This is a genomic window from Paenarthrobacter sp. NyZ202 (assembly GCF_049860755.1).
Taxonomy (GTDB): domain Bacteria; phylum Actinomycetota; class Actinomycetes; order Actinomycetales; family Micrococcaceae; genus Arthrobacter.
The window spans coordinates 4035604-4055898 of the sequence record NZ_CP187556.1; the positions used below are offsets into that span (position 1 = coordinate 4035604).

The following is a 20295-nucleotide window of genomic DNA, read 5'->3' on the forward strand; positions in this document are numbered from 1 at the left end:
GGCTTCCGGGGGGGAACAATGGGGATATTTCGCACGTGCACGGCACTCTTCGCAGCAGCAACGGCGGTGGCGGGAGCTTCTTTGATCAGCGTGGCGCCGGCTTCAGCTGCCCCGTCCGTGGGACCAACAGCCACCATAGATGGTGTCCCCTATGTAGGTGCCGAACTCCGTAAGCAGTACGACTACGACTATGCCGGGTGCTTGAATCCGGACGGGACCACCCCCAACGGTTACACAGCCGAATGGGTGCGCGACGGCGTGCCGTTGCCGCCGGAACGCCAGGGTGAGGTGCTGAAGGTGCTCCCCGCAGATGTTGGCCACCGGTTGGCACTCAGGGTCCATCCCTCCACACCGGAAGAACCCAACTGCCCGGACGCTACCCGGGTCAGCCCCGACACGGCGCCGGTGAAGGCTTCCTCCAGGGCCATGGGCTGGACCAACCGTGGCAACTTTGAAGCCTTGGGCCGCACGCAGGACGGCAGGCTGATTCTCTACCCGCGTACCTACACGTACGAGCCAGGCAGTTGCGAGGGCCCGTGCCCGAGGTATGACGGTGAGTGGGACGAACCCCGGCAAGTCGGCCAGGGATGGGATGCGATGGGCATCGTTTTCTCGCCCGGGGACTTCGACGGTGACGGTTACAACGACCTGCTGGCCACCGACGCCGCGGGAGATCTGTACCTGTACCCCGGCGACGGCGAGGGCAACTGGCTGGACCGGCGCAAAGCCGGCCAGGGCTGGAACATCTTCGACGCGATCGTCGGCCCCGGCGATTTCAACGGGGACGGCACCAACGATGTCCTGGCCCGTGATGCCGCCGGCGATCTGTACCTGTACCCGGGCGACGGAGACGGCGGGTGGCTTCCACGGTCCAAGGTGGGCCAGGGTTGGCAGGTGATGAACAAAATCATCACCGGCGGCGACATGAACGGTGATGGCCCCGTGGAGGTGTTCGGCCGGGACGGCAACGGCAATATCTCGATCTACCGGGCCGATGGCAAAGGCGGCTGGGACTCCTCTGCAGTCATCAGCGGAGGCTGGGGCACCTTCACGGAGATCGCGGGCCTTGGCAGCTTCGGCCACCAGAAGTACAACAACCTGTTCGCCGTCAACGGGAACGGAAACCTGGTGACCTACTCAACCGGCGCCTCCACGGCAGTGTTGTGGGGTCCCTATGGTCCCGTCGGCGCAGGGTGGAATGTGTTCCGCGAGCTGCTCTAGTGTCCCAAGAGGCTAGAGCTGCTGCTCCCATACAGCGAACTGGAGGGCAATGGTCCCCCGCGGTTCATGGGCAGGTTCAGGATCCTGCTGGACCACTCCAACCAGACGGAAGAGTGATCCAGCAAGATCGAGCAGCTTCCCCATCAGACGCCCACGGACTCGCTTGAACGCACCGGGGTCTCCAGTCCCAGGTTCTCCCGCAGCGTGGTGCCGCGGTACTCCGTGGGGTACACGCCGCGTTCCTGGAGCTCGGGAACCAGGTGGTTCACGATGTCGTCCAGGCCGGTGGGGATGAGCCACGGCGAGATGTTGAAGCCATCCACTGCGCCTACGCGGGCGTACTCGGCCAGGTGGTCTGCCACGGCGTTGTAGGAGCCGGTAAAGGTCGCATCGATGCGCGCTGTCTTGGACGTGACGAACTGGCGGATGGACAGTCCCTTGTCCTTGGCTTCTGCGCGCCACTGGTCCGCCAACTGGCGGGCCTTGGCGCCGTGGAATCCGCTGCCGCGTGTTTCGGAGGTCTCTTCGACCACCGGGTCGATCTCCGGCAGGGGACCATCCGGGTCATAGGACGAGAGCTCGCGTCCCCAGAACTGTTCCAGGTAGGCGATGGCCTGCTGCGGACCGATCTGCAGGCTGCGGACCCAGGCCTTCTTCTCCTGGGCTTCCTGCTCGGTGGCGGCAAGGATGAACTCGCTGGCCGGCATGATCTGCACCGCGTTGGCCCCGCGCCCGGCAGCAACCGAACGGGCAACGATGTCGCGGCGGAATTCCACGGCGTCGTCGAACTTGGGGTGGGCGGAGAAGATCACATCTGCCTGGCGGGCGGCAAAGTCACGGCCGTCAGGTGAGTCACCGGCCTGGAACAGCACGGGACGGTACTGTGCGCTGCGCGGGAGTCGGGGCGTCACGTCCACCGTGTAGTGCTGGCCCTCGTGCAGCACGCGGCGGGCGGGTCCGGACGCAGTTTCCCAGGAGTCCCAGATGCGCTTGGCAGTCTCGACGAAAGCCTCAGCGTGCTTGTACCGGTCAGCGTGGTCGAGGTAGCCGCCGCGGCGGAAGTTGGCGCCAGTCCACGCGTTGTCCGTGGTCACGATGTTCCACGCCGCACGGCCACCGGAGATCAGGTCCAGCGAGGACAATCGGTGCGCGAGGTCCGCGGGGTCGTTGTAGGTGGTGTTCTGTGTTGCCACGAGGCCGATGTTCTTCGTCACCGACGCCAGGGCGGCGAGCATGGTCTGGGCGTCCGGACGGCCAACCACGTCAAGGGCGTGCGGGCGTCCGAGGTGCTCACGCAGCCGCAGGCCTTCACCCAGGAAGAACGCAGCGAACTTACCGCGCTCTGCCGTCTGGACAATGCGGCGGAAGGACTCGAAGTCGGTCTGCGAGCCGGACTCGGCTGCCTTCCAGATGGTGCCGGAGTTGACGCCTTGGAAGAAGATACCGAACTGGATCTGTCCGCTCGGCTGGAAAATATCGCGTGTCATGGTTCTTTCCTTACTTACCGGAGCTCGCATAGCGGTTTTCGGCCCGTTCCAGGCCGAGCAGGTCACGGAACGTTCCGTCGTGGACCGGCGGCCGCAGCGAACCTCGGCGACGCAGTTCCGGCAACACGAGCCGCGACAGCTCGTCCAGTTCCAGCGCCAAAGAAGCCGGGTGCAGCCGAACGCCGTCGGCCTCCTGCAACAACGCGTCCAGACGCTCAGTGAGCCCGGCAGCCGTGCCGACAAACCGTGCGCGCCCACCAGAGGATCCCGCCCGCACCTCGGCGGCCTCGCCACGGGAGTCGAGGACGACGTCGAGCTCCCCCACCACCGCGACCGAGGCACCCAGGCGGGCACGTACGTCGCGCACTTCGGCAACCAGCAGTTCGGGCGTCGGCGCAGTGACCAGCACCGCGTCAACGGCCTCAACGGGAACGGCGCCATCACCCACCAGCGAAGCAGACGCCAGCACCGGCAACTGTCCCTGGAGCGGCCTGGGGATGATGGACGGCCCCTTCACGGAGTACGCCGTTCCCGCGAAGTCGGCGGGAGTTTCGAAGTGCACATAGTGCAGCTTGTCCACGTCGATGTACCGGCCGGTGGCGACGTCGCGGATCACGGCGTCATCCTCCCAGGAGTCCCACAGGCGGCGGCCAACCTCGATCGACGCGGCGGCTTCCTGCCCCAGTGCGTCTCCGGTCACGAAGGAACGTCCGACGGCGGCAGCGGCCTCGGGCGATTCGGCTGCGGTGGCGATCCACCCGGCACGGCCGCCTGAGACGTAGTCCAGGCTCGCGAGCTGCGTGGAAATGTGGAAGGGCTCGGTGTAAACCGTATCCACTTCCGGGACCAGGGCGATCGTCCGGGTCACCGGGCCGGCGTAAGCTGCCCGCTGGAGTGCGTTGGCGCGGCCGGCATCCGGTGAATCAGCGAAGGTTGCCACGTGGAATCCGGCGGACTCGGCGGCGAGGACGGCCTCGGAAAGACTGCGGAAGGCACCGCCGTCCCAACCAGCACCGTCAAGTTCGATGGCCAGGAATCCGGCCTTGTTGTTGGAGCTCACTTTTGGTCCTGACGTTCGTGGGGAATCTTTTCGCCGGCTTCGATTGCCACAGGCAGCCGGTTTTCGGCGGGCGGAAGCGGGCACGTGGCGAGGTCGGTGTAGGCGCACGGCAGGTTGACGGCACGGTTGAAGTCGAGCTGTACGCTGCCGTCGGAAGCAAGTGTCACCGACAGGGAACGGTTGGCTGCGTAGGTGGTCCTGCCCGAGGTCTGGTCGGTGAACAACACCGAAAGGGAACCCGGCGCGTAACCGTTGAACGCGGTCAGCGCGAGCTCCTGCCCAGCCAGTTTGAAACGGATCTCGCCCGGGGCTTGGTAGACGTGCTGGATGCCCTCGACGGCGGCGCCAACAGTGGTCTCACGCGGGGTCTCGAACGGAACAAAGGTTCCGGCGACGGCAAATGCCGCATTCGGGGTGTACGCCGGTGTGCCCTGGTACTCCTGCAGCAAGGGATTCTCCGGGTTTCGGGGACGCACGATGTACTCGCCGCCGCGCTTTGCCACCTCGATCACGGTGTCGCCGGAGACCAGGTTGATGCCGCCGCGCTCCTCGATCGGTCCCAGCTCAACGCTGCCGCTTAGCTCCACGCCGTCCTGGAGCAGGCTTTCGCCCGGTTCCAGGACAACGCGTACGACGTCGGCTTCCGCACTCCAGGTTCCCGGCGCACCGTCCAACGGGGTCGGTTCAGCGGTGAGCCAGTGGAGGTGGGTGACGGCAAGGAATCCGTGCGGGTGGGCGCGGTGGCGTTCGTGGGCGGCGTGCCACTGCTGCCACTCGTCTTCAAAAGCTTCGAGTGCTGTTTCAGTGTGCGTAGACATTAGCGTTATCCGTCCTGTTGAAGGCGTGGTCTGCGGTGACGGTTGCTGCGGCATCCGGTTCGGTGGCCCCGGCAAACTCCGGCCGGCCAGCGAACGGGTCCCCGGCTTCCCACAGGGTGGTAGGCGCGGACGCCCGGACGGCCGGGATAACCTCCAGGGCGAAGCGCTCCAGGATCTCCAGCTGCTGCTCAAACGGCAGGGTGGTGGGCAGCGAGATTGACTGCAGGTCGTGGCCATACAGCGAGTGGTAGCTGAGGATCTTGTCGATGACCTGCTCCGGACTGCCCACCAAGGCAGGTCCCTCTGCCACCGCGTGTTCGATGTCCCGGAAGGGCGAGTTGTTGCCGGGGACGTTGCGGCCGGCGGTCAAGCCCTCATACACGGGACCGTACTGGCGGATGGCTTCCTGGGTGGTGTCCGCAATGAACACCCCTCCGGCGCCGCTGCCCGAACCGATGTACTGGTGCCGGGGATCGTGGCCGTGGCGTTCGTATTCTTCGCGGTAGTGGTCAATCAGGACCTTGTAGTTTTCCCGGGGCTGGATGGCGTTGGCCGTGAACAGCGGATCGCCCCACTTGGCCGCCAGCGCAGCGGACGTCAGGGTTGTAGCCGAGCCGTGCCAAATCCGGGGCGAACCCGCAAACGGGCGTGGCGTCGTCGTCGTTGGTTCGGTGAGTGCGGGGCGGAACCGGCCGGACCACGTAACGCTTTCCTTGCGCCACAGCGAACGCAGCAGGGCGTACTTCTCGGCCAGGAGATCCCACTGGTCCTCAAGGGACAGGCCGAAGAGCGGGTACTGCAGCACCTCGTTGCCCTTGCCGATCACCAGTTCCAAGCGGCCACGGCTGAGTTGGTCGATGGTCGCGTAGTCCTCGGCCACGCGCACCGGGTCCAGGACGGAGAGCACCGTGACCCCGGTCTGGAGGCGGATCCGCGTGGTGACGGCCGCGATCGCGGCGAGGACCGTCGTCGGGGATGAGCTGACGAACTCACCGGCGTGCCGCTCCCCCACAGAAAAGCTGTCGAAGCCGAGCGCCTCAGCCCGGCGGGCGGTCTCCACCACCTGGTTGAGCCGGTCAGCGGTGGAGACGATCTCCCCCGTCACCGGGTTCTTCAGGTGGGGGATGATGTCCAGGACCTGGAATTTCACTTGCCCGTCCCAAAGGTGGCTTCGGTGACGGTCTTGGATTCGGGCACGGCTTCCTCGGAGAGACCCCAGCGCTCCAGGACTTTGGCGTAGGAGCCGTCCTTGATAGTGGAGTTCAGCGCTTCGGTGACGGCCGGTGCCAGTCCGTTGCCCTTGAGCGTGGTGGCTGCGACCAGGGTCTCGGACGGCCAGCCGGCGTTGACCTTGCCAACCACCTTGAGGTCGTCGCGGGTGTTCTCACGGTAGGTCACGGACGGGTACGGAGCCAGGTTCAGGTCGGTGCGGCCCGAGGACAACGCCAGGATCGTGTCGGCGTCGGAGGAGTAGTACTGCAGCGTGGCCGGGGCCTTGCCCTTGTCTTCGAGTTCCTTGTTCCAGGCGAGCAGGATCTTTTCCTGGTTGGTGCCCGAACCTACCGAGATCTTGAGGCCGGAGATGTCGTCCGAACCCTTGATGTCGTACGTGGAGCTCTTCTTTGCCTCAAAACCCATGTAGGCCGCGCGGTACGTGGAGAAGTCGAACAGCTTCACGCGGGCGGCGTTGATGCCGACGTTGGAGAACACGGCCTCGAAGTCACCGGACTGGGTCTTCAGCGGCCAGTTCTCCCACGAGGTCACCTGCAGGTCCAGCTCCAGGCCAAGCTTGTCTGCGACCAACTGCGCAATGTCGATTTCGACGCCGATCGGGGTCTTGTCGTCCGTGGCGTGGAAGGACAGCGGGATGGCACCGGCCGTGGTGGCCACTGTCAGCTTGCCGTCCTTGGCGATGGCGGCCGGAACGGCGGTTGCAGCGGTGGCGTCCTTCTCAGCCCTGATGCGGTTCTGGTCAACGGAGGTGTTGTAGACCACGCCGTTCTTGGCCGCCGCGGACTCCGGTTTGGCAGCGGAGGCACCAGGGTCGGCGCAACCGGCCAGGACGGGAAGCACGACGGCGGGAAGCACCGCGAGTGCCAAAATCCTGCCTTTGGCCTGGCGGGGCTTGGGATGGTGTGCAGTGGTGGGACGGGAGATGCGAAGCATGGAGGAGGTTCCTAGATATTGAAGGCTGGTTCGATGACTTTGGAGAAGAAGCTGCGGGTGCGTTCCTCACGGGGATTGCCGAAAATGTCCTGGGGCGGACCGGACTCGACGATCTGCCCCTGGTCCATGAACACCACAGTGTCTGCGACGTCGCGGGCGAAGCCCATCTCGTGGGTCACGATCACCAGCGTGGTACCGGACTTTGCAAGTTCCCTGATGACGTCCAGCACTTCGTTGACGAGTTCGGGGTCCAACGCGGATGTCGGCTCGTCGAAGAGCAGGATCTTGGGGTCCAGGGCGAGCGCCCGGGCAATGGCCACGCGCTGCTGCTGTCCACCCGACAGCTGCCGGGGGTAGGCATCGGCGCGGTCCTTGAGTCCCACCCGGTCCAGCAGCTCCAGCCCTCGCTTGCGGGCCTCGGCCTTGGATCGCTTTTGGGCCACGATGGGAGCTTCGATCACGTTTTCCAGTGCGGTGAGGTGCGGGAACAGGTTGAAGCTCTGGAACACCATGCCAATGTTGGTGCGCTGCTTAAGGATGTCCTTCTCCCGCAGTTCGTGGAGCTTGTTGCCCCGGACCTGGTACCCCACCAGCTCGCCGTCAATGGTGATGGAGCCGCCGTCCACCTTCTCCAGGTGGTTGATGGTCCGCAGCAGGGTGGACTTTCCGGAGCCGGAAGGGCCCACGATCACGGCCACGCCGCCGGGAGGGACGGACAGGGAAACACCCTTGAGGACTTCGGTCGCGCCGAAGGACTTGCGGACGTTCACGATGTCCACCTGGCCCCGGGTCGCGGCGCCCGCTCCCGGGGAAACCACGGCGGCAGCCGGAACAGCAGCGGCAGCCCGTGCCGCCGTCGTACGTTCCTTGTCCTGGCCCGGCACGGTGGCGAGTTCCGTCTCGGCGAGGTGCGCGGCAGCAGCGGCTTCGGAGGAGGAGAAGACGGTGCTCATCGGGATTCCTTCCCAGGCTTGAGGGGTGCGTGGGTCGCGAAGAACCTGCGCGCTTTCTGAAGTGGCGTCAGCGGCAGGTTCCGCACGGCACCCTTGGAGAAGTGGCGTTCGATGTAGTACTGGAAGACGCTGAGCACTGAGGTGATCACCACATACCAGAGCGTCGCCACCAACAGCAGCGGCAGGACCTGCTGGGTGCGGTTGTAGATGACCTGGACCGTGTAGAAGAGCTCGGAGTAGGCAAGGACATAGACAATCGAGGTGCCTTTGACCAGTCCGATGATCTCGTTGAAGGCGTTGGGCAGGATGGCGCGCATGGCCTGCGGCAGGACGATCCTGGTGTTGCGCTTCCAGGCCGGGATGCCCAGGGCTGCGGCGGCTTCCAGCTGGCCCTGGTCCACGGAGAGGATGCCGCCGCGGATGATCTCTGCTGAGTACGCGGCCTGGTTGAGGGTCAGGCCCAGCACTGCCGCCGCGAACTGGCTGATCAAGGTGGTGGTCTGTGCCTCGAAGAAGCGGACATCGGTGAACGGGATGCCCAGGCTGATCTTCTCGTAGAGGTAACCGAGGTTGTACCAAAGGAGGAGCTGGACCAGCAGCGGCGTGGACCGGAAGATCCAGGAGAACGTCCAGGACACCGAAACCAGCAGCGGCGAGGCCGACAGGCGCATGAGGGCAAGGATGAACCCGAGCACGAATCCGAGGACGCCGGAGATCGCGGTCAGCTTGAGGGTCTCCACCAGGCCTGTGACCACCGACTGGGCGGTGAACCATTCGGCCACCACATCCCATTCCCACCGGGGGTTGGTCAGCAGGGACCACACCACTGCGGCGACGCCCGCGGCAACAATGACCGTTCCTACCCAGCGCCACGGGTGCCTGGCCGGAACCAGTTTGTAGGTGGAGTAGTCCGGGGTGGGCGGTGCGGTTTCCGCCGTGGCAGGCGGTGCTGTTGCACTCATGCGCCACCTCATTTCAGTTGGGGATGTTGTCTATCGGATTTCTGCAAATCTAGGGGGGGGCCGGAACGGCCAGCAAGGCGGGAATTTGCACTTCTTCACCGGGCTTAGCGCAGCTTCAAAATCGTTCGTGCAGCGTCATAAAGGCATTTCACATAACGCCATATGCGTCGCTTCCTTGTCGTCGTTTAACTCCGAATGACGTGTGGTGAACGGCGGTTACCGGCGTCTCGACCCGCTGGCCGGCGGGTCCCTACATTGGGCATACCAACCGCTGCTTTACAGGAGATCCCTATGCCGTCACGAATTCCCGCCCTTGCCTTTATCGGCGGCGGTCCGCGCACGGCCGGCGTCCTGGAGAGGCTGGCGGCGAACCGTCCCGCCCTCTTCGAAGGCCCGCTGCAGATCCACGTCATAGAGCCGCACCAACCTGGTTCGGGCAGGATCTGGCGTTACGACCAAGGTCCCGGCCTGCTCATGAACTCCACGGCTGCGGACGTCACAATGTTCACCGATTCATCCGTCACCTGCGACGGCCCGGCCCTGGATGGTCCGGCACTGGCTACCTGGGCCGCAGGGGTGCTCGATGGCAGCATCCGCGATGTGCCCGTCTTTGAGCCGCACATCCTGGAACAGCTCCGGTCCCTGGGCCCTGCGTCCTTCCCTTCCCGGCAGCTCCAGAGCAAGTACCTGGAGTGGTTCTTCCGCCGCGCCGTGACGTCCCTCGGGCCGGACATCTCCGTCACCGTGCACCGGGACCTTGCCACATCTGTCCAACCGGCTTCCGGCGACCACGACGGCGGTACCCACCGCGTTCAGTTGGCTTCGGGCACCGAGGTGGCTGCCGACGTCGTGGTTTACGCCCTGGGCCACACCGACTCGCAAGTGGAACCGGAGTCCGCGCGGCTGAGCGCCTTTGCCGCCAGGCACGGCGGGTTCCATGCGCCGCCGTCGTACACCACGGATGTTGACTACTCCGGAGTCAAAGCCGGGCAGGACGTCATTGTGTCCGGTATGGGCCTGGCGTTCGTGGACCTGTTGGTGCTGCTGTTCGAGGGCCGGGGCGGCCACTTTGAGGAAAGGCCCGACGGCGAACTGGACTACGTGCCCTCCGGCGCCGAGCCGCGCGTCTGGGCAGGCTCACGCCGTGGGGTTCCGTACCACTCCAAAATCTCCTCCTCGCTGCGCACCCCTGTGGACCGTCCCCGGTACTTTACTGCCGACGCGATCGACGCCTTGCTCGCCGAGCATCAGGAACTCGACTTCCGCGCCCACCTCTGGCCGTTGATCGCCAAGGACGCCGGATACGCCTATTACCGCGAACTGTTCACCGGCTACCCGGAGCGGGTGCTGGGGACGTGGGCAAGTTTCCAGGCGCGCTTCGACGCCCTGGATTGGTACAGCAGCGAGCGCGAAGAACTGGCAGCCTTCGCTGTGCCGGACCGCTCCCTTCGCCTGGACCTCGAAGCCGTGGACCACCCGTTGAGTGGTTGCGCGTTCGACTCCCATGACGCCGTGCAGCGATCCGTCACCGCGTACATCCAGCGCGACCTCGACCTCCGCACCAGCCCCGACCACTCCGAGACCCTTGCCCTGTTCATGGCGCTGCTGTTCGTCTACATGGACCTCGGCCGGCTGGTCCCGCAGGAGCGGCTCAACGCCAGGTCCCAGCAGGCCATCCACGGCTGGTGGCATGGCTTCTTCAGCTTCGTGGATTCCGGCCCGCCCGCGCACCGCCTCCGCGAGATGCTTGCGCTGCACCGCGCTGGGCGCCTGAAGTTCCTGGGACCGGGAATGTGGGTCCGTACCGATGAGTCGAGCGGTCGTTTTGTGGCGGGCTCGTTCCAGTCACCTGTGGTGGTGGACGCTTCGGCCTACATTGAGGCGCGGTTGCCTGCTGCTTCGGTGGAGCGGTCCGCGAATCCCGCCTTGCTGGACCTGCACGACGCCGGGTTGGGCACCGAACAGCGGCTGCTCACCACTGAGGGCGCCCACTCCACCGGAAAACTCCTGGTCTCCGGGAATCACGAGGTCCTCTCACCTGTTGGAACAGCACAGAAGGGGTTGTTTGCGGTAGGTCCTTGGACGTCGGGATGGGGAGCGGGAGCGTTTGCCCGGCCCAACACCAACGCGGCACCGTTCCGCGAAAACGACGCCCTGGCCCGGCGGATCCTGGAAACCGTCGCGGCTTCGGTCCCAGCACCCCAGCCCAACTAGGTCGCATTTGTGCGCGTTTTGAGCCCTCATAACGCGCACAACTGTCACCCAGTTGGGTTCCCACCTACGAAAGGCAAGACATGACCGCAACGCCCACCCTCCCACCGTCGGGCCTGACGGTCCTGAGCCTGCCCATGCGCGACCCCCGCGTCCGCCCGCTCCTGGACGAACTCGCGGTCGAGTACAACACCCGCTACGGCGACCTGTTCAGCAGCGAAGGTGCCGCCGAGGAGCTCAATCGCTACCCCGCGGAAGAATTCGCGGCACCGCACGGGGCACTGATCATCCTCCAGGAAAACGGCGAATCCGTGGCAGGCGGCGCTTTCCGCCGCTACGACCAACACACCGCCGAGCTCAAGCGGATCTGGACCCACTCGGCCCATCGCCGCCGCGGTTTGGCCCGCCGTGTGCTGGCCGAACTTGAGGCAGAAGCCCGACGGCGGGGCTACCGCAAGCTGTACTTGACCACCGGACCGCGGCAGCCGGAAGCCAAGAACCTGTACCTCGCCACAGGCTACAAGGCGTTGTTCGACCTCGCTGCAGATCCCGAAGACATCAAGCACCTGGCCTTCAGCAAGGATCTTTCCCCGCACAGCTAAGCTATGCGCATGGCCAAGAAAACCACTGCTGAAAAACTTGCCACCATCCAGCAGGGGTACACCCTGCAAGGTGCCACCATTGAGCTTGGCGCCGCGATTGTGGACGGCGAAGTCCACAAGGAAGCCCAGGTCCGGCTCCCGCTTGCCATGATGAACAGGCACGGCCTGGTGGCCGGTGCGACAGGTACGGGCAAGACCGTCACGCTGCACATGATCGCCGAGCAGCTCTCCACGGCCGGCGTTCCCGTGTTCCTGGCCGACATCAAGGGTGACCTGTCCGGGCTGGCTACCCCAGCCACGGCCAGCGAGAAGTTGACGGCGCGCACTTCTGCGCTTGGCCAGGAGTGGTCCGGCAAGAACTTTCCCGTGGAGTTCCTCTGCCTCGGCGGGGACGGCAACGGCATCCCTGTCCGCGCCACCATCACCTCGTTCGGGCCCATCCTGCTCTCCCGCATCATGGACCTCAACGACACCCAGGAATCCAGCCTCCAGCTGATCTTCCACTTCGCGGACAAGAACAACCTGGAACTCATCGACCTCAAGGACCTGCGGGCCGTCATCCAGTTCCTCACCTCGGACGAGGGCAAGGCCGAGCTCGCAGACCTTGGCGGGCTGTCCAAAGCTACGGCGGGGGTGATCCTGCGCGAACTGGTGGCCCTTGAAGCTCAGGGCATGGAAAAGTTCTTCGGCGAACCCGAATTCGACACCGCCGAACTCCTCCGCACCGCCCCCGATGGCCGGGGCGTCATCAGCTGCCTCGAACTGCCTACCCTGCAGACCAAGCCACTGCTGTTCTCCACCTTCCTGATGTGGCTGCTCGCCGACCTGTTCGAGGACCTCCCGGAGGCCGGCGACCTGGACAAGCCCAAGCTCGTGTTCTTCCTGGATGAGGCACACCTGCTCTTCAACGGCGCCTCCAAAGCGTTCCTGGAAGCCATCACCACCACGGTCCGGCTGATCCGCTCCAAGGGCGTGGGCATCTTCTTCGTCACCCAAACCCCCAAGGACGTGCCGGCGGATGTACTGGGCCAGCTGGCCAACCGCGTCCAGCACGCGCTTCGCGCCTTCACTCCGGAAGATGCAAAAGCCCTCAAGGCCACCGTGTCCACGTTCCCGGTAAGCGACTACGACCTCGAGGAAACCCTGACCTCCGCGGGGATCGGCGAGGCCGTCATCACCGTCATGAACGAGAAGGGAGCCCCCACGCCCGTGGCACTGACCCGCCTTCGCGCCCCCGAATCCGTGATGGGTCCCAGCACGGACGAGCTCATCCGCAGCTCCGTGGCCGCGTCCTCGCTCCTGGTCAAGTACGGTACCGCCGTTGACAACGTCTCCGCCTACGAGAAACTCAATGACTCCGCTGCCGTATCCACAGGCGACCCCGCCCCCGGACTGCCTCCGGTTCCGGGAACAATCACCGGCAATACTCAAAGCGACATCGACGCCGAAGCACGCCGCATCGAGGAGGAGATCCTCGGTCGTCCAAGTTCCCGGCCAGCGCCCACGGCGTACCCCGAGCCCGTACCCGCCCCGCCCCTCCCTCCGCAACAAGAGCCCGGAGTGTTGGGCGACCTCGCCGGAGTCCTTGGCGGCGCCCTGGGCGGCGGCCTCAAGAGCATGGCCCGTTCCATGGGCACGCAATTGGGCCGCGAACTCCTCCGGGGCGTCTTTGGTACATCCTCCAGGCGCCGCCGCTGACACCGGCCATCCCGGGGATGCCGGACCGCTTACGCGGTCCCCGGCAGCTGTGTAACCCACGACGCCGGGACGCGGCTTACGCTTGCCGCCACCCGCCGTCGGGCTTTCCTTGCGCGTTGCCCCAAGGTCACCTGCGCGTCTTCATGCACTGCTACGGCACCCACGGCAGGTAACGTAAGGGTCGTGCAGTTAAGTCAAGCCTTCGTCAAGACCGCAGCCGGGTGGCTGCTCGGTCTGATGCTTGCTGCTGCCGGAGCCATCGTCTGCATCAACCTGGTGAGCTCCTCGGTCGCGAGTCCACAGCAGCCTGTGCGCGAATACCTCGAGGCCCTGCAAAAGGGTGAAGGCGAGGAAGCCCTGGGGCTTCTGCGTGCCAAGGTACCCTCCGCCAATGCCGCCATGCTGGACGGCACAGCGCTGCAAACCGCGGCAGCCAGGATGTCCGACGTCAAAATCGGCAATCCTGAATCCAGGGGCAGCAACCGCATGGCCGTTCCCGTGGAATACACGCTGGACGGCAGCCGCCTGCGCACCGAGTTCCTGATGGAGCGAACCGGGACACAGTGGATGTTCTTCGGGAAATGGGCCTTCGTTCCCACCACACTGCCCACCATTGAAGTCACCGTGGTCAACGCCAGTGAGGTGGCCCTGAACGGTGTTCCAGTGAACATGCCCAACGGCCACAACACCTTCGCCGTTTTCTACCCCGGCAAGTACGAGGCCAGCCTCAACGGCACCTTCTTCGAAGCCCCAGCCACTTCCGTCCTGGTCTCCACGCGCGACGGCGGCTCCGCTCCCCTGAACCTGCAGACCCGGTCCACCAAGGCCATGAACGAGGCCGTCGCCGGGAAGGTGCGGGAGTTCTTGGACACCTGCGCCGCCCAAGCCACCGAGCAGCAGCGGCTGCAACCTGACTGCCCGTTCTACCACGCCAGCAACACCCGGGTAGTGGACGGCACCATCAAATGGGAGATCACGGAGTACCCCAAGATCACCATCGAACCCTTTGGCGGCAAGTGGGTGGTGGCACCCTTGAACGGCAAGGCCCGGCTGACGGCCCGCGAGATCAACCTGTTCACCGGTTACGGCCGGGACCTCAATGTGGAACACGACTTCAGCTTCACCACGCAACTGGACACCGACAACAACACGGTCACCGTCACGCCGCTGCTGACGTTCTAGGTTTCTGCTTTAATGGGCACGGCTTTAGCGGGCACGGCTTTAGCGGGCACGGCTTTAACGGGCACGGCCCGGATCTCGCTGGGAGAACCGGGCCGTCAACTGTGGAATTCTCAGTCCATGCCGCGCAGGTCGAGTACCAGCTCCGAATCCCCATCGGCCTGCAGGACCACGGGGATGCCCCAGTCCTGCTGGTATAAGTGGCAGGCTGCGTGGTCCGGAATTTCGCCGTCCTCCGTTTCGGGGCCATCACAGGCCGCAGCCCGCGCGGTGATGTGGAGGATGCCTTCGGGGACATCAGGGGACAGCTCCAAGGTCCGCAACAGTCCAACCGAAGTCCCGCCACCGGAGACCAGAAGTTCCGGAGGAGTGGACGAAATCTTGAGCTGGGTAGGATCTCCCCAGCGGTCATCAAGCTTCTGGCCCGTGGGGGCCTTGAAACGCACGGCCAGTTCGAGCGTGCCGGGCGTGACAGGGCTCTTGGGCCGGTGGGTTTGGGACGCGCCCTCGTCCACCTGCTGGGCTTCCTTGGGAATCGGTACGAGGACCAGCTGGTGCTTGTTCGATTCGACCACCACCAGCAGCGGATCCGTGTTGTCGTGATTGACCACAACAACATCGCTGGGCTCGGCCAGACCGCGGGCCAGCGTGGACACGGTCTTGGTCGCGGGGTCGTAGCGGCGCACAGCACCGTTGTACGTATCAGCGACCGCAACGGAACCATCCGGCAGCACAGTGACCCCCAAGGGGTGCTGCAGCCGGGCCTCGGAGGCATCGCCGTCCCGGAATCCGAAGTCAAACAGGCCCTTGCCCACGGCCGTCTCCACCGTGACCCCGGAATCACCGACCACCAAGCGCCGCAATGACGACGTCTCGGAGTCAGCTACCCAAATGTTGTCATCGGCGTCAATGGCAAGCCCTGACGACTGCGCGAACCACGCTTCCTCGGCCACGCCATCCAACAGTCCCTCAAGTCCGGAGCCAGCAAGGATGGAAACCTCGCCTGCCACGGGGTCGAAGGCAAAGATCTGGTGTGTTCCGGCCATCGCGATCACCACACGCTGCAGCTTTTCGCTCCACACAACATCCCACGGCGAGGACAGGGAAACCCTTGTTCCCAACCCAAGAACCCCGACGTCGAGGGCGTCGGCAGCGAAGTCGGCCGGACCGCCGTCGTGATGTTCAGACCACGTGCCGGCACCGGAGTCCGTGACCCGGGCAGGGCCCGCATCGAGGAGCCGCTGCACGCCGTTGCCGGCTACAGTGCGGACCTCACCGGACGCAAGGGCCACGCCACGCAGCCGGTGGTTCACCGTATCGGCAACCACGGCGTCGTATCCAAGCCGGGCAGCGAGTTCAGCAGGCAGCAGCGCCACACCTTGGGGTTCGTTGAACCGGGCGGTTTCAGCGTCGCCGTCCTGGTAGCCCTTGGTGCCGGAACCGATGACGCGTTCCACAGTCTCCAGGTCGGGGCGAAGTTCCACCACCCGGTGGTGGCCGGAGTCGACCACGAGGTAGTTGCCGTTGGCCAGCTGGGTTGCCTTGCCCGGGAACCGGAGGGTGCCCGACGTCGGCTCCGGTGCCACGTACGGGCCGTTGCCACGGTGGAGCGTGCCCTTGGCGTCATGCTCTGCGACAAGTTCCTCCAGGAGAACAGCAAGGCCATCCGCATGGCCCTCACCTGAGAGGTGGGCGACGATGTAGCCCTCGGGGTCCACCACCACCAACGTTGGCCAGGCCCGGGCGGTGTAGGCCTTCCACGTTGCGAGCTCGGGATCGTCCAGCACAGGGTGGTGGATCTCGTAACGCTCGACGGCCGCAGCCAAGGCCTCCGGATCAGCCTCGTGCTCGAACTTGGGCGAATGGACGCCGACCGTCACCAGGACGTCTGAGTACTTCTCCTCGAGGGGACGAAGTTCGTCCAGGACGTGCAGGCAATTGATGCAGCAGAACGTCCAGAAATCCAGCAGCACGATCTTGCCGCGCAGGGCTTCCAGATCCAGTGATTTGCCGCCGGTATTGAGCCAGCCGCGGCCCTCAAGTTCGGATGCCCTGACCCGGAGTTGGGTGCGTACGGTTTCGCTCATCAGCGTCCTTCCAGCTTGGTGTTGCGTTCGATCTGCTCGGCGTCATTGTCCCCGTGCTCCTCGGCCGGTGCTCCCTGGGGTGCGGGGCGGGGAACCTTGCCAGTAGTCCCGGCTTGCTTGGCGTCGCGGTCGGCGAGCCGGGCAAACATATCGTTGTAAGCGCTCAGCTCGGCGTCATTATTCCTGTCAGCCGCGCGGTCAACGCGGCGCGTCTCCCGTTCATCCGAGCGCGACCACATGATCGCCACCCCGATCGCCACCAACAGCGTGGGGACCTCACCGATGCCCCAGGCAATGGCACCACCGAGCTGCTGGTCGGCGATGGCCGAAGGACCCCAGGTCCGGCCAAGGTTCCCGAAGTAGTCCGCGGCGAGCAGACCGGTCCCGCCCATGATCGCGACACCGAAGAAAGCGTGGAAGCCCATGGTGGCGAGCAGGAGCAGGAGACGCATCGGATAGGGAGCCCGGCGCGGCAGCGGATCACTGCCGATCATGCCGAGCACAAAGATGTAACCCGTCAGGAGGAAGTGCAGGTTCATCAGCTCGTGGCCCACGTGCTCACGCATCGCCAGGCCGAAGAGGTCCGAGTAGTAGAACAACACAATGGAACCAGCAAAGTTGGCGGCCGCAAACAGCGGATGCGTGACCACCTGGGAGAACTTCGAATGCACGAACAGCAACAACCACTCACGCAAGCCCCTCGAGCCGTGCGCCCCTTCACCCCGGGACGGCAGCGCCCGCAAGGCAAGGGTCACAGGCGCGCCCAGTACAAGGAAGATTGGCGCCACCATGGTGAGGGCCATGTGGTCCACCATGTGGGCTGAAAAGAGCACCCGGCCATAGACAGCCGGGGGTCCCGAGGTGATGTAGGTCAGGACCAGCAGGCCGACCATCCAGGTAACCGTCCGGAACCAGGACCAGGAATCGCCGCGCTTGCGGATCTTGATGATTCCCAGGATGTAGGTGACCGCGCCGAACAAGGCCACGCCGACCCACAGCCAGTCAAAGCGCCATTCGGTCAGCCAGCGCTGGGCTGTGAGTTCGGGAGGAACCTCATATCCTGACAGGATGAACGCCGGCGAAGCGTCAGGTGCGTACTCCGAGGGCTGCGGCGGGGCGGACCGGCCAAGGGCCACCGCCAGGCCGGAGGTGGCTCCCATGACCAGCAGCTCCACCAGGACCAGCTGCCAGAGCACACGGCACGCTGACATTGACGCACTCCTGCCGAGCTGCGGAATGACCCACTGACGGTGCATGAAGCCGATCCCGCCAAGGACCAGCGTGGCGAGGGACTTCGCCAGGATCAGCTGACCATAGGGCGAACCGAAGAGGTCGGCGGGGCTGGTGACCCGGATTGCGGCGTTGATGACACCGGACGCGAAAACCAGGACAAACGCGAAGCCTGCCAGGGACGAGAAGCGCCTGAGCGTGGGCTCTGTGATGTCACCGGTTCCTGAGGTGCGGGAGCCCGTCAGAATTCCTGAGAGGACGGCCAGCATGATGATGCCGCCGACCCATGTGGAAACACCTGCCAAATGCAGGCCGAGGGAGTTGATCGCGCCTTCGTGGTCGCTGGAGCTGGAAGAGTGGCCGATCAGCGCAGTCGGTACCAGGCCGATCAGTCCCAGGAGCAAAGTGAACGCGAGGCCGGTCAGGGACCTGACGCCGAAGAGGGCTGTTGTGACCACGGCAGCGATAATGGTGACCGCCAGCCAGGCTTTACCGGTCTCAATGTCAGTCATGAAGTAGACCAACGACCGCGTGAACTCAGCGTCTCCGGACAATCCCTGTCCCGCTACGTCAGCGTAGGTGAGCACGAGGACCGCCACAGCTGACAGCGTCCAGACAGCGCCCGCGGCTGCAGCCACTGCCAGTGCCCGGGCGAAAGCAGGGTGTTCCGGAGCTTCCTCGTCCTTTTCCCGGGAGCGGGAAACACGCAGGTTCTTAGGGAGGATTCCAACGGCAAAGATCAGGCCGCCGATGACGGTAGCAACAGAGACGTTGTGCAGGGCTTTGGCCACAGGCAGGCCCCAGCGGACCAGGGCGCCGGGATCGGCTACCTGCCGGGCGGCCGCAGCCCCGGAGAACAGGAGCGCTGCCACCAATGACACCATCAGCAGCGCGAGCCCTGCCAACTGCCAGGGAAGGGAAATCCCCGTGCCGGCATCGCCTCTCCGCGCTCCCGGCTTGGAAAGGGGCGAAGGGGCAGTTGCGGAGTTTCTTGCTGATGGCACCTATCCATTGTCCGTTACCAGCCGCCGGGCTGCGAATCGGCGGACAGTTGGGGAGGAACAGTCAAGGTCCTGTCTGCCCGTGAGATGGCTGCCTGCAGGCGTCGGCCTGTGGGCTGGCTGCCTGGGGGCGTCGGCCTGTGGGCTGGCTGCCTGGGGGCGTCGGCAAAAGCAAAGGGACGGCAACCCAACGGTTGCCGTCCCTTTGAGGCGTGTGCGCCGAAGAAGTTCTACTTCTTCTTGGCGACAGCTGCCTTCAGCTTGGAGCCTGCGGTCAGCTTTACGCTGTGGCCTGCTGCGATCTGGATGGTCTCGCCGGTCTGGGGGTTGCGGCCGGTGCGTGCTGCGCGGTCCGTGCGCTCAACTGCGAGCCAGCCCGGGATGGTGATCTTTTCGCCAGCGGCAACAGAAGTCTCGAAAACTTCGAACAGAGCATCGAGCACGGAGTTGACAGCAGCCTGGCTGGTGCCAGCCTTGCCTGCTACCTCTGCAACGAGTTCACTGCGGTTCTTAGCCATTTACGTCCTCCTGGACTCATACGTTTTTTGAGCTTTCACGCGGAGTGCGAGCAAGCCACTGCTCGAAAACTTACCAGCTTGGGCGTGCATGGCCAGCAAATTCCGCGTGTTTCCGCGCTTTTTTGACCAAAATCACCGGATTTCCGGGGTTTTTCGCGGCTTGGACGGCTATCGCGTACCCTACGGGCCTTCGACTGCCCGCAAGGTCAGAAGAGGATGCGCTGGTACAGCACGTGATCCTGCCACGTCCCGGCTATACAGAGATAGGCAGAAGCCACTCCTATCCGGTCGAAACCGTTGCGCTTCAGGACTCTTTGTGAGGCAACATTATGGAGCAAGGTGCCGGCCTGCACACGGTGAAGACCCAACTCATCACGGGCCATCGCCGCGACCGATGAAACAGCAGCCGAAGCTACACCGTTGCCGGTCTGGGCGTAGTCCACCCAGTAGCCGAGGTTCGCGCTGAGGAAGGGGCCTCTGACTATCCCGGTCAAGGTAGCCATGCCTATTGGCTTATCCTGCAGTGTGATCACCCAAGGCACCTCGGAACCGGCCTCGAACTGTTCCAGCTTGGATGCGAGGACAGCTTTCTGTCCGGTCAAGCTATAGAAGCTGGCATCCCTCCGCGGTTCCCAAGGCGACAGGTGTGCGGCATTCCTGGTGTACAGGTCTGCGAGGGCATGCGCATCCTCCAAGAGGACTGGCCTCATATGAAAAGCCCCCGGATGGCCTCCGCCATCCAACAAGTTCAACTCTCTGGAAAGATCCACTCCGAGAGCCTACCCTCAGCAGGTGGTTAATGTGGGAGACCCCCCAACGTGGTTGGGGGGTCTCGACCTGAATGGTTGTCCGGCGGTGTCCTACTCTCCCACACCCTCCCGGGTGCAGTACCATCGGCGCTGTGGGTCTTAGCTTCCGGGTTCGGAATGGGACCGGGCGTTTCCCCCACGCTATGACCGCCGTAACCTTGTTACCCGTCCCCCGTGTTGGTGGGGGTGGGAAGTTTTTGGTTACAACTGTGGTGTTGTTATTTGGTTGTGGTTGGTTTTCCTGAACGGTTGTTGTTCGGGAACCACATAGTGGACGCGTGCATGCAAGTGTG

Annotated in this window: 16 protein-coding genes and 1 rRNA gene; 5 read left to right on the forward strand and 12 right to left on the reverse strand. The window is 64.6% G+C overall.

The features are described from left to right. The first annotated feature begins 18 nt into the window (after positions 1-18). Positions 19-1221, forward strand: a complete 1203-nt coding sequence (locus ACPFL9_RS18735; protein WP_426004474.1) for an FG-GAP repeat domain-containing protein — start codon at positions 19-21, stop codon at positions 1219-1221. 143 nt (positions 1222-1364) lie between these two features. Here ACPFL9_RS18735 and ACPFL9_RS18740 read toward each other — a convergent pair whose 3' ends face one another. Genes ACPFL9_RS18740 through ACPFL9_RS18770 form a run of 7 tightly spaced genes read right to left on the reverse strand, consistent with a single transcriptional unit; the run spans position 1365 to position 8667 of the window. Beyond that, the gene (locus ACPFL9_RS18740; protein WP_426004475.1) at positions 1365-2708 is read right to left on the reverse strand and encodes an NtaA/DmoA family FMN-dependent monooxygenase; all 1344 of its coding nucleotides are present in this window, start codon (positions 2706-2708) and stop codon (positions 1365-1367) included. Positions 2709-2718: 10 nt separating this feature from the next. Then, the gene (locus tag ACPFL9_RS18745; protein WP_426004477.1) at positions 2719-3768 is read right to left on the reverse strand and encodes an LLM class flavin-dependent oxidoreductase; all 1050 of its coding nucleotides are present in this window, start codon (positions 3766-3768) and stop codon (positions 2719-2721) included. After that, the gene (locus tag ACPFL9_RS18750; protein WP_426004479.1) at positions 3765-4586 is read right to left on the reverse strand and encodes a DUF1684 domain-containing protein; all 822 of its coding nucleotides are present in this window, start codon (positions 4584-4586) and stop codon (positions 3765-3767) included. Before ACPFL9_RS18750 ends, ACPFL9_RS18745 begins: the two co-directional genes overlap by 4 nt. Beyond that, positions 4570-5736: an LLM class flavin-dependent oxidoreductase gene (locus ACPFL9_RS18755; protein ID WP_426004480.1), complete on the reverse strand. Its 1167-nt coding sequence runs from the start codon at positions 5734-5736 to the stop codon at positions 4570-4572. The genes ACPFL9_RS18750 and ACPFL9_RS18755 overlap by 17 nt, the downstream gene beginning before the upstream one ends. Then, the gene (locus ACPFL9_RS18760; protein ID WP_426004482.1) at positions 5733-6752 is read right to left on the reverse strand and encodes an ABC transporter substrate-binding protein; all 1020 of its coding nucleotides are present in this window, start codon (positions 6750-6752) and stop codon (positions 5733-5735) included. The genes ACPFL9_RS18755 and ACPFL9_RS18760 overlap by 4 nt, the downstream gene beginning before the upstream one ends. Before the next feature lie 11 nt (positions 6753-6763). Then, positions 6764-7705, reverse strand: a complete 942-nt coding sequence (locus ACPFL9_RS18765; protein ID WP_426004484.1) for an amino acid ABC transporter ATP-binding protein — start codon at positions 7703-7705, stop codon at positions 6764-6766. Continuing rightward, positions 7702-8667, reverse strand: a complete 966-nt coding sequence (locus tag ACPFL9_RS18770) for an amino acid ABC transporter permease (protein ID WP_426004485.1) — start codon at positions 8665-8667, stop codon at positions 7702-7704. Before ACPFL9_RS18770 ends, ACPFL9_RS18765 begins: the two co-directional genes overlap by 4 nt. Positions 8668-8958: 291 nt before the next feature. Here ACPFL9_RS18770 and ACPFL9_RS18775 point away from each other — a divergent pair, with 291 nt between their 5' ends. From ACPFL9_RS18775 to ACPFL9_RS18790, 4 genes are all read left to right on the forward strand, one after another. Continuing rightward, complete coding sequence (locus tag ACPFL9_RS18775) at positions 8959-10881, forward strand: FAD/NAD(P)-binding protein (RefSeq protein ID WP_426004486.1); 1923 nt, start codon at positions 8959-8961, stop codon at positions 10879-10881. An 80-nt stretch (positions 10882-10961) separates the two neighbouring features. Then, complete coding sequence (locus ACPFL9_RS18780; RefSeq protein WP_426004487.1) at positions 10962-11480, forward strand: GNAT family N-acetyltransferase; 519 nt, start codon at positions 10962-10964, stop codon at positions 11478-11480. 9 nt (positions 11481-11489) lie between these two features. Then, positions 11490-13178 (forward strand): helicase HerA-like domain-containing protein, encoded by a 1689-nt coding sequence (locus ACPFL9_RS18785; protein WP_426004488.1) that lies wholly within the window; start codon positions 11490-11492, stop codon positions 13176-13178. 183 nt (positions 13179-13361) lie between these two features. Continuing rightward, complete coding sequence (locus ACPFL9_RS18790; RefSeq protein WP_426004489.1) at positions 13362-14360, forward strand: hypothetical protein; 999 nt, start codon at positions 13362-13364, stop codon at positions 14358-14360. Between the two features lie 110 nt (positions 14361-14470). On the opposite strand, the gene ACPFL9_RS18795 is transcribed toward ACPFL9_RS18790, so the two are convergent. From ACPFL9_RS18795 to rrf, 5 genes are all read right to left on the reverse strand, one after another. Further along, on the reverse strand, positions 14471-16444 hold the full coding sequence (locus ACPFL9_RS18795; RefSeq protein WP_426004490.1) for an NHL domain-containing thioredoxin family protein: 1974 nt from the start codon (positions 16442-16444) through the stop codon (positions 14471-14473). Continuing rightward, positions 16444-18678: a cytochrome c oxidase assembly protein gene (locus ACPFL9_RS18800; RefSeq protein ID WP_426004491.1), complete on the reverse strand. Its 2235-nt coding sequence runs from the start codon at positions 18676-18678 to the stop codon at positions 16444-16446. The genes ACPFL9_RS18795 and ACPFL9_RS18800 overlap by 1 nt, the downstream gene beginning before the upstream one ends. A 227-nt stretch (positions 18679-18905) precedes the next feature. Further along, on the reverse strand, positions 18906-19193 hold the full coding sequence (locus ACPFL9_RS18805; RefSeq protein ID WP_011776355.1) for an HU family DNA-binding protein: 288 nt from the start codon (positions 19191-19193) through the stop codon (positions 18906-18908). A gap of 206 nt (positions 19194-19399) precedes the next feature. Next, positions 19400-19903, reverse strand: coding sequence for a GNAT family N-acetyltransferase (locus ACPFL9_RS18810; protein WP_426004492.1), 504 nt, complete (start codon positions 19901-19903; stop codon positions 19400-19402). Between the two features lie 137 nt (positions 19904-20040). After that, positions 20041-20157: ribosomal RNA gene (rrf, locus tag ACPFL9_RS18815) — 5S ribosomal RNA — on the reverse strand. Positions 20158-20295 lie beyond the last annotated feature (138 nt).

Bases quoted from the DNA above. Each gene is read 5' to 3' on its own strand.
- ACPFL9_RS18735 (WP_426004474.1), top strand. From the start codon at position 19: ATGGGGATATTTCGCACGTGCACGGCACTCTTCGCAGCAGCAACGGCG.
- ACPFL9_RS18740 (WP_426004475.1), bottom strand. From the start codon at position 2,708: ATGACACGCGATATTTTCCAGCCGAGCGGACAGATCCAGTTCGGTATC.
- ACPFL9_RS18750 (WP_426004479.1), bottom strand. From the start codon at position 4,586: ATGTCTACGCACACTGAAACAGCACTCGAAGCTTTTGAAGACGAGTGG.
- ACPFL9_RS18760 (WP_426004482.1), bottom strand. From the start codon at position 6,752: ATGCTTCGCATCTCCCGTCCCACCACTGCACACCATCCCAAGCCCCGC.
- ACPFL9_RS18765 (WP_426004484.1), bottom strand. From the start codon at position 7,705: ATGAGCACCGTCTTCTCCTCCTCCGAAGCCGCTGCTGCCGCGCACCTC.
- ACPFL9_RS18770 (WP_426004485.1), bottom strand. From the start codon at position 8,667: ATGAGTGCAACAGCACCGCCTGCCACGGCGGAAACCGCACCGCCCACC.
- ACPFL9_RS18775 (WP_426004486.1), top strand. From the start codon at position 8,959: ATGCCGTCACGAATTCCCGCCCTTGCCTTTATCGGCGGCGGTCCGCGC.
- ACPFL9_RS18780 (WP_426004487.1), top strand. From the start codon at position 10,962: ATGACCGCAACGCCCACCCTCCCACCGTCGGGCCTGACGGTCCTGAGC.
- ACPFL9_RS18785 (WP_426004488.1), top strand. From the start codon at position 11,490: ATGGCCAAGAAAACCACTGCTGAAAAACTTGCCACCATCCAGCAGGGG.
- ACPFL9_RS18795 (WP_426004490.1), bottom strand. From the start codon at position 16,444: ATGAGCGAAACCGTACGCACCCAACTCCGGGTCAGGGCATCCGAACTT.
- ACPFL9_RS18805 (WP_011776355.1), bottom strand. From the start codon at position 19,193: ATGGCTAAGAACCGCAGTGAACTCGTTGCAGAGGTAGCAGGCAAGGCT.
- ACPFL9_RS18810 (WP_426004492.1), bottom strand. From the start codon at position 19,903: ATGAGGCCAGTCCTCTTGGAGGATGCGCATGCCCTCGCAGACCTGTAC.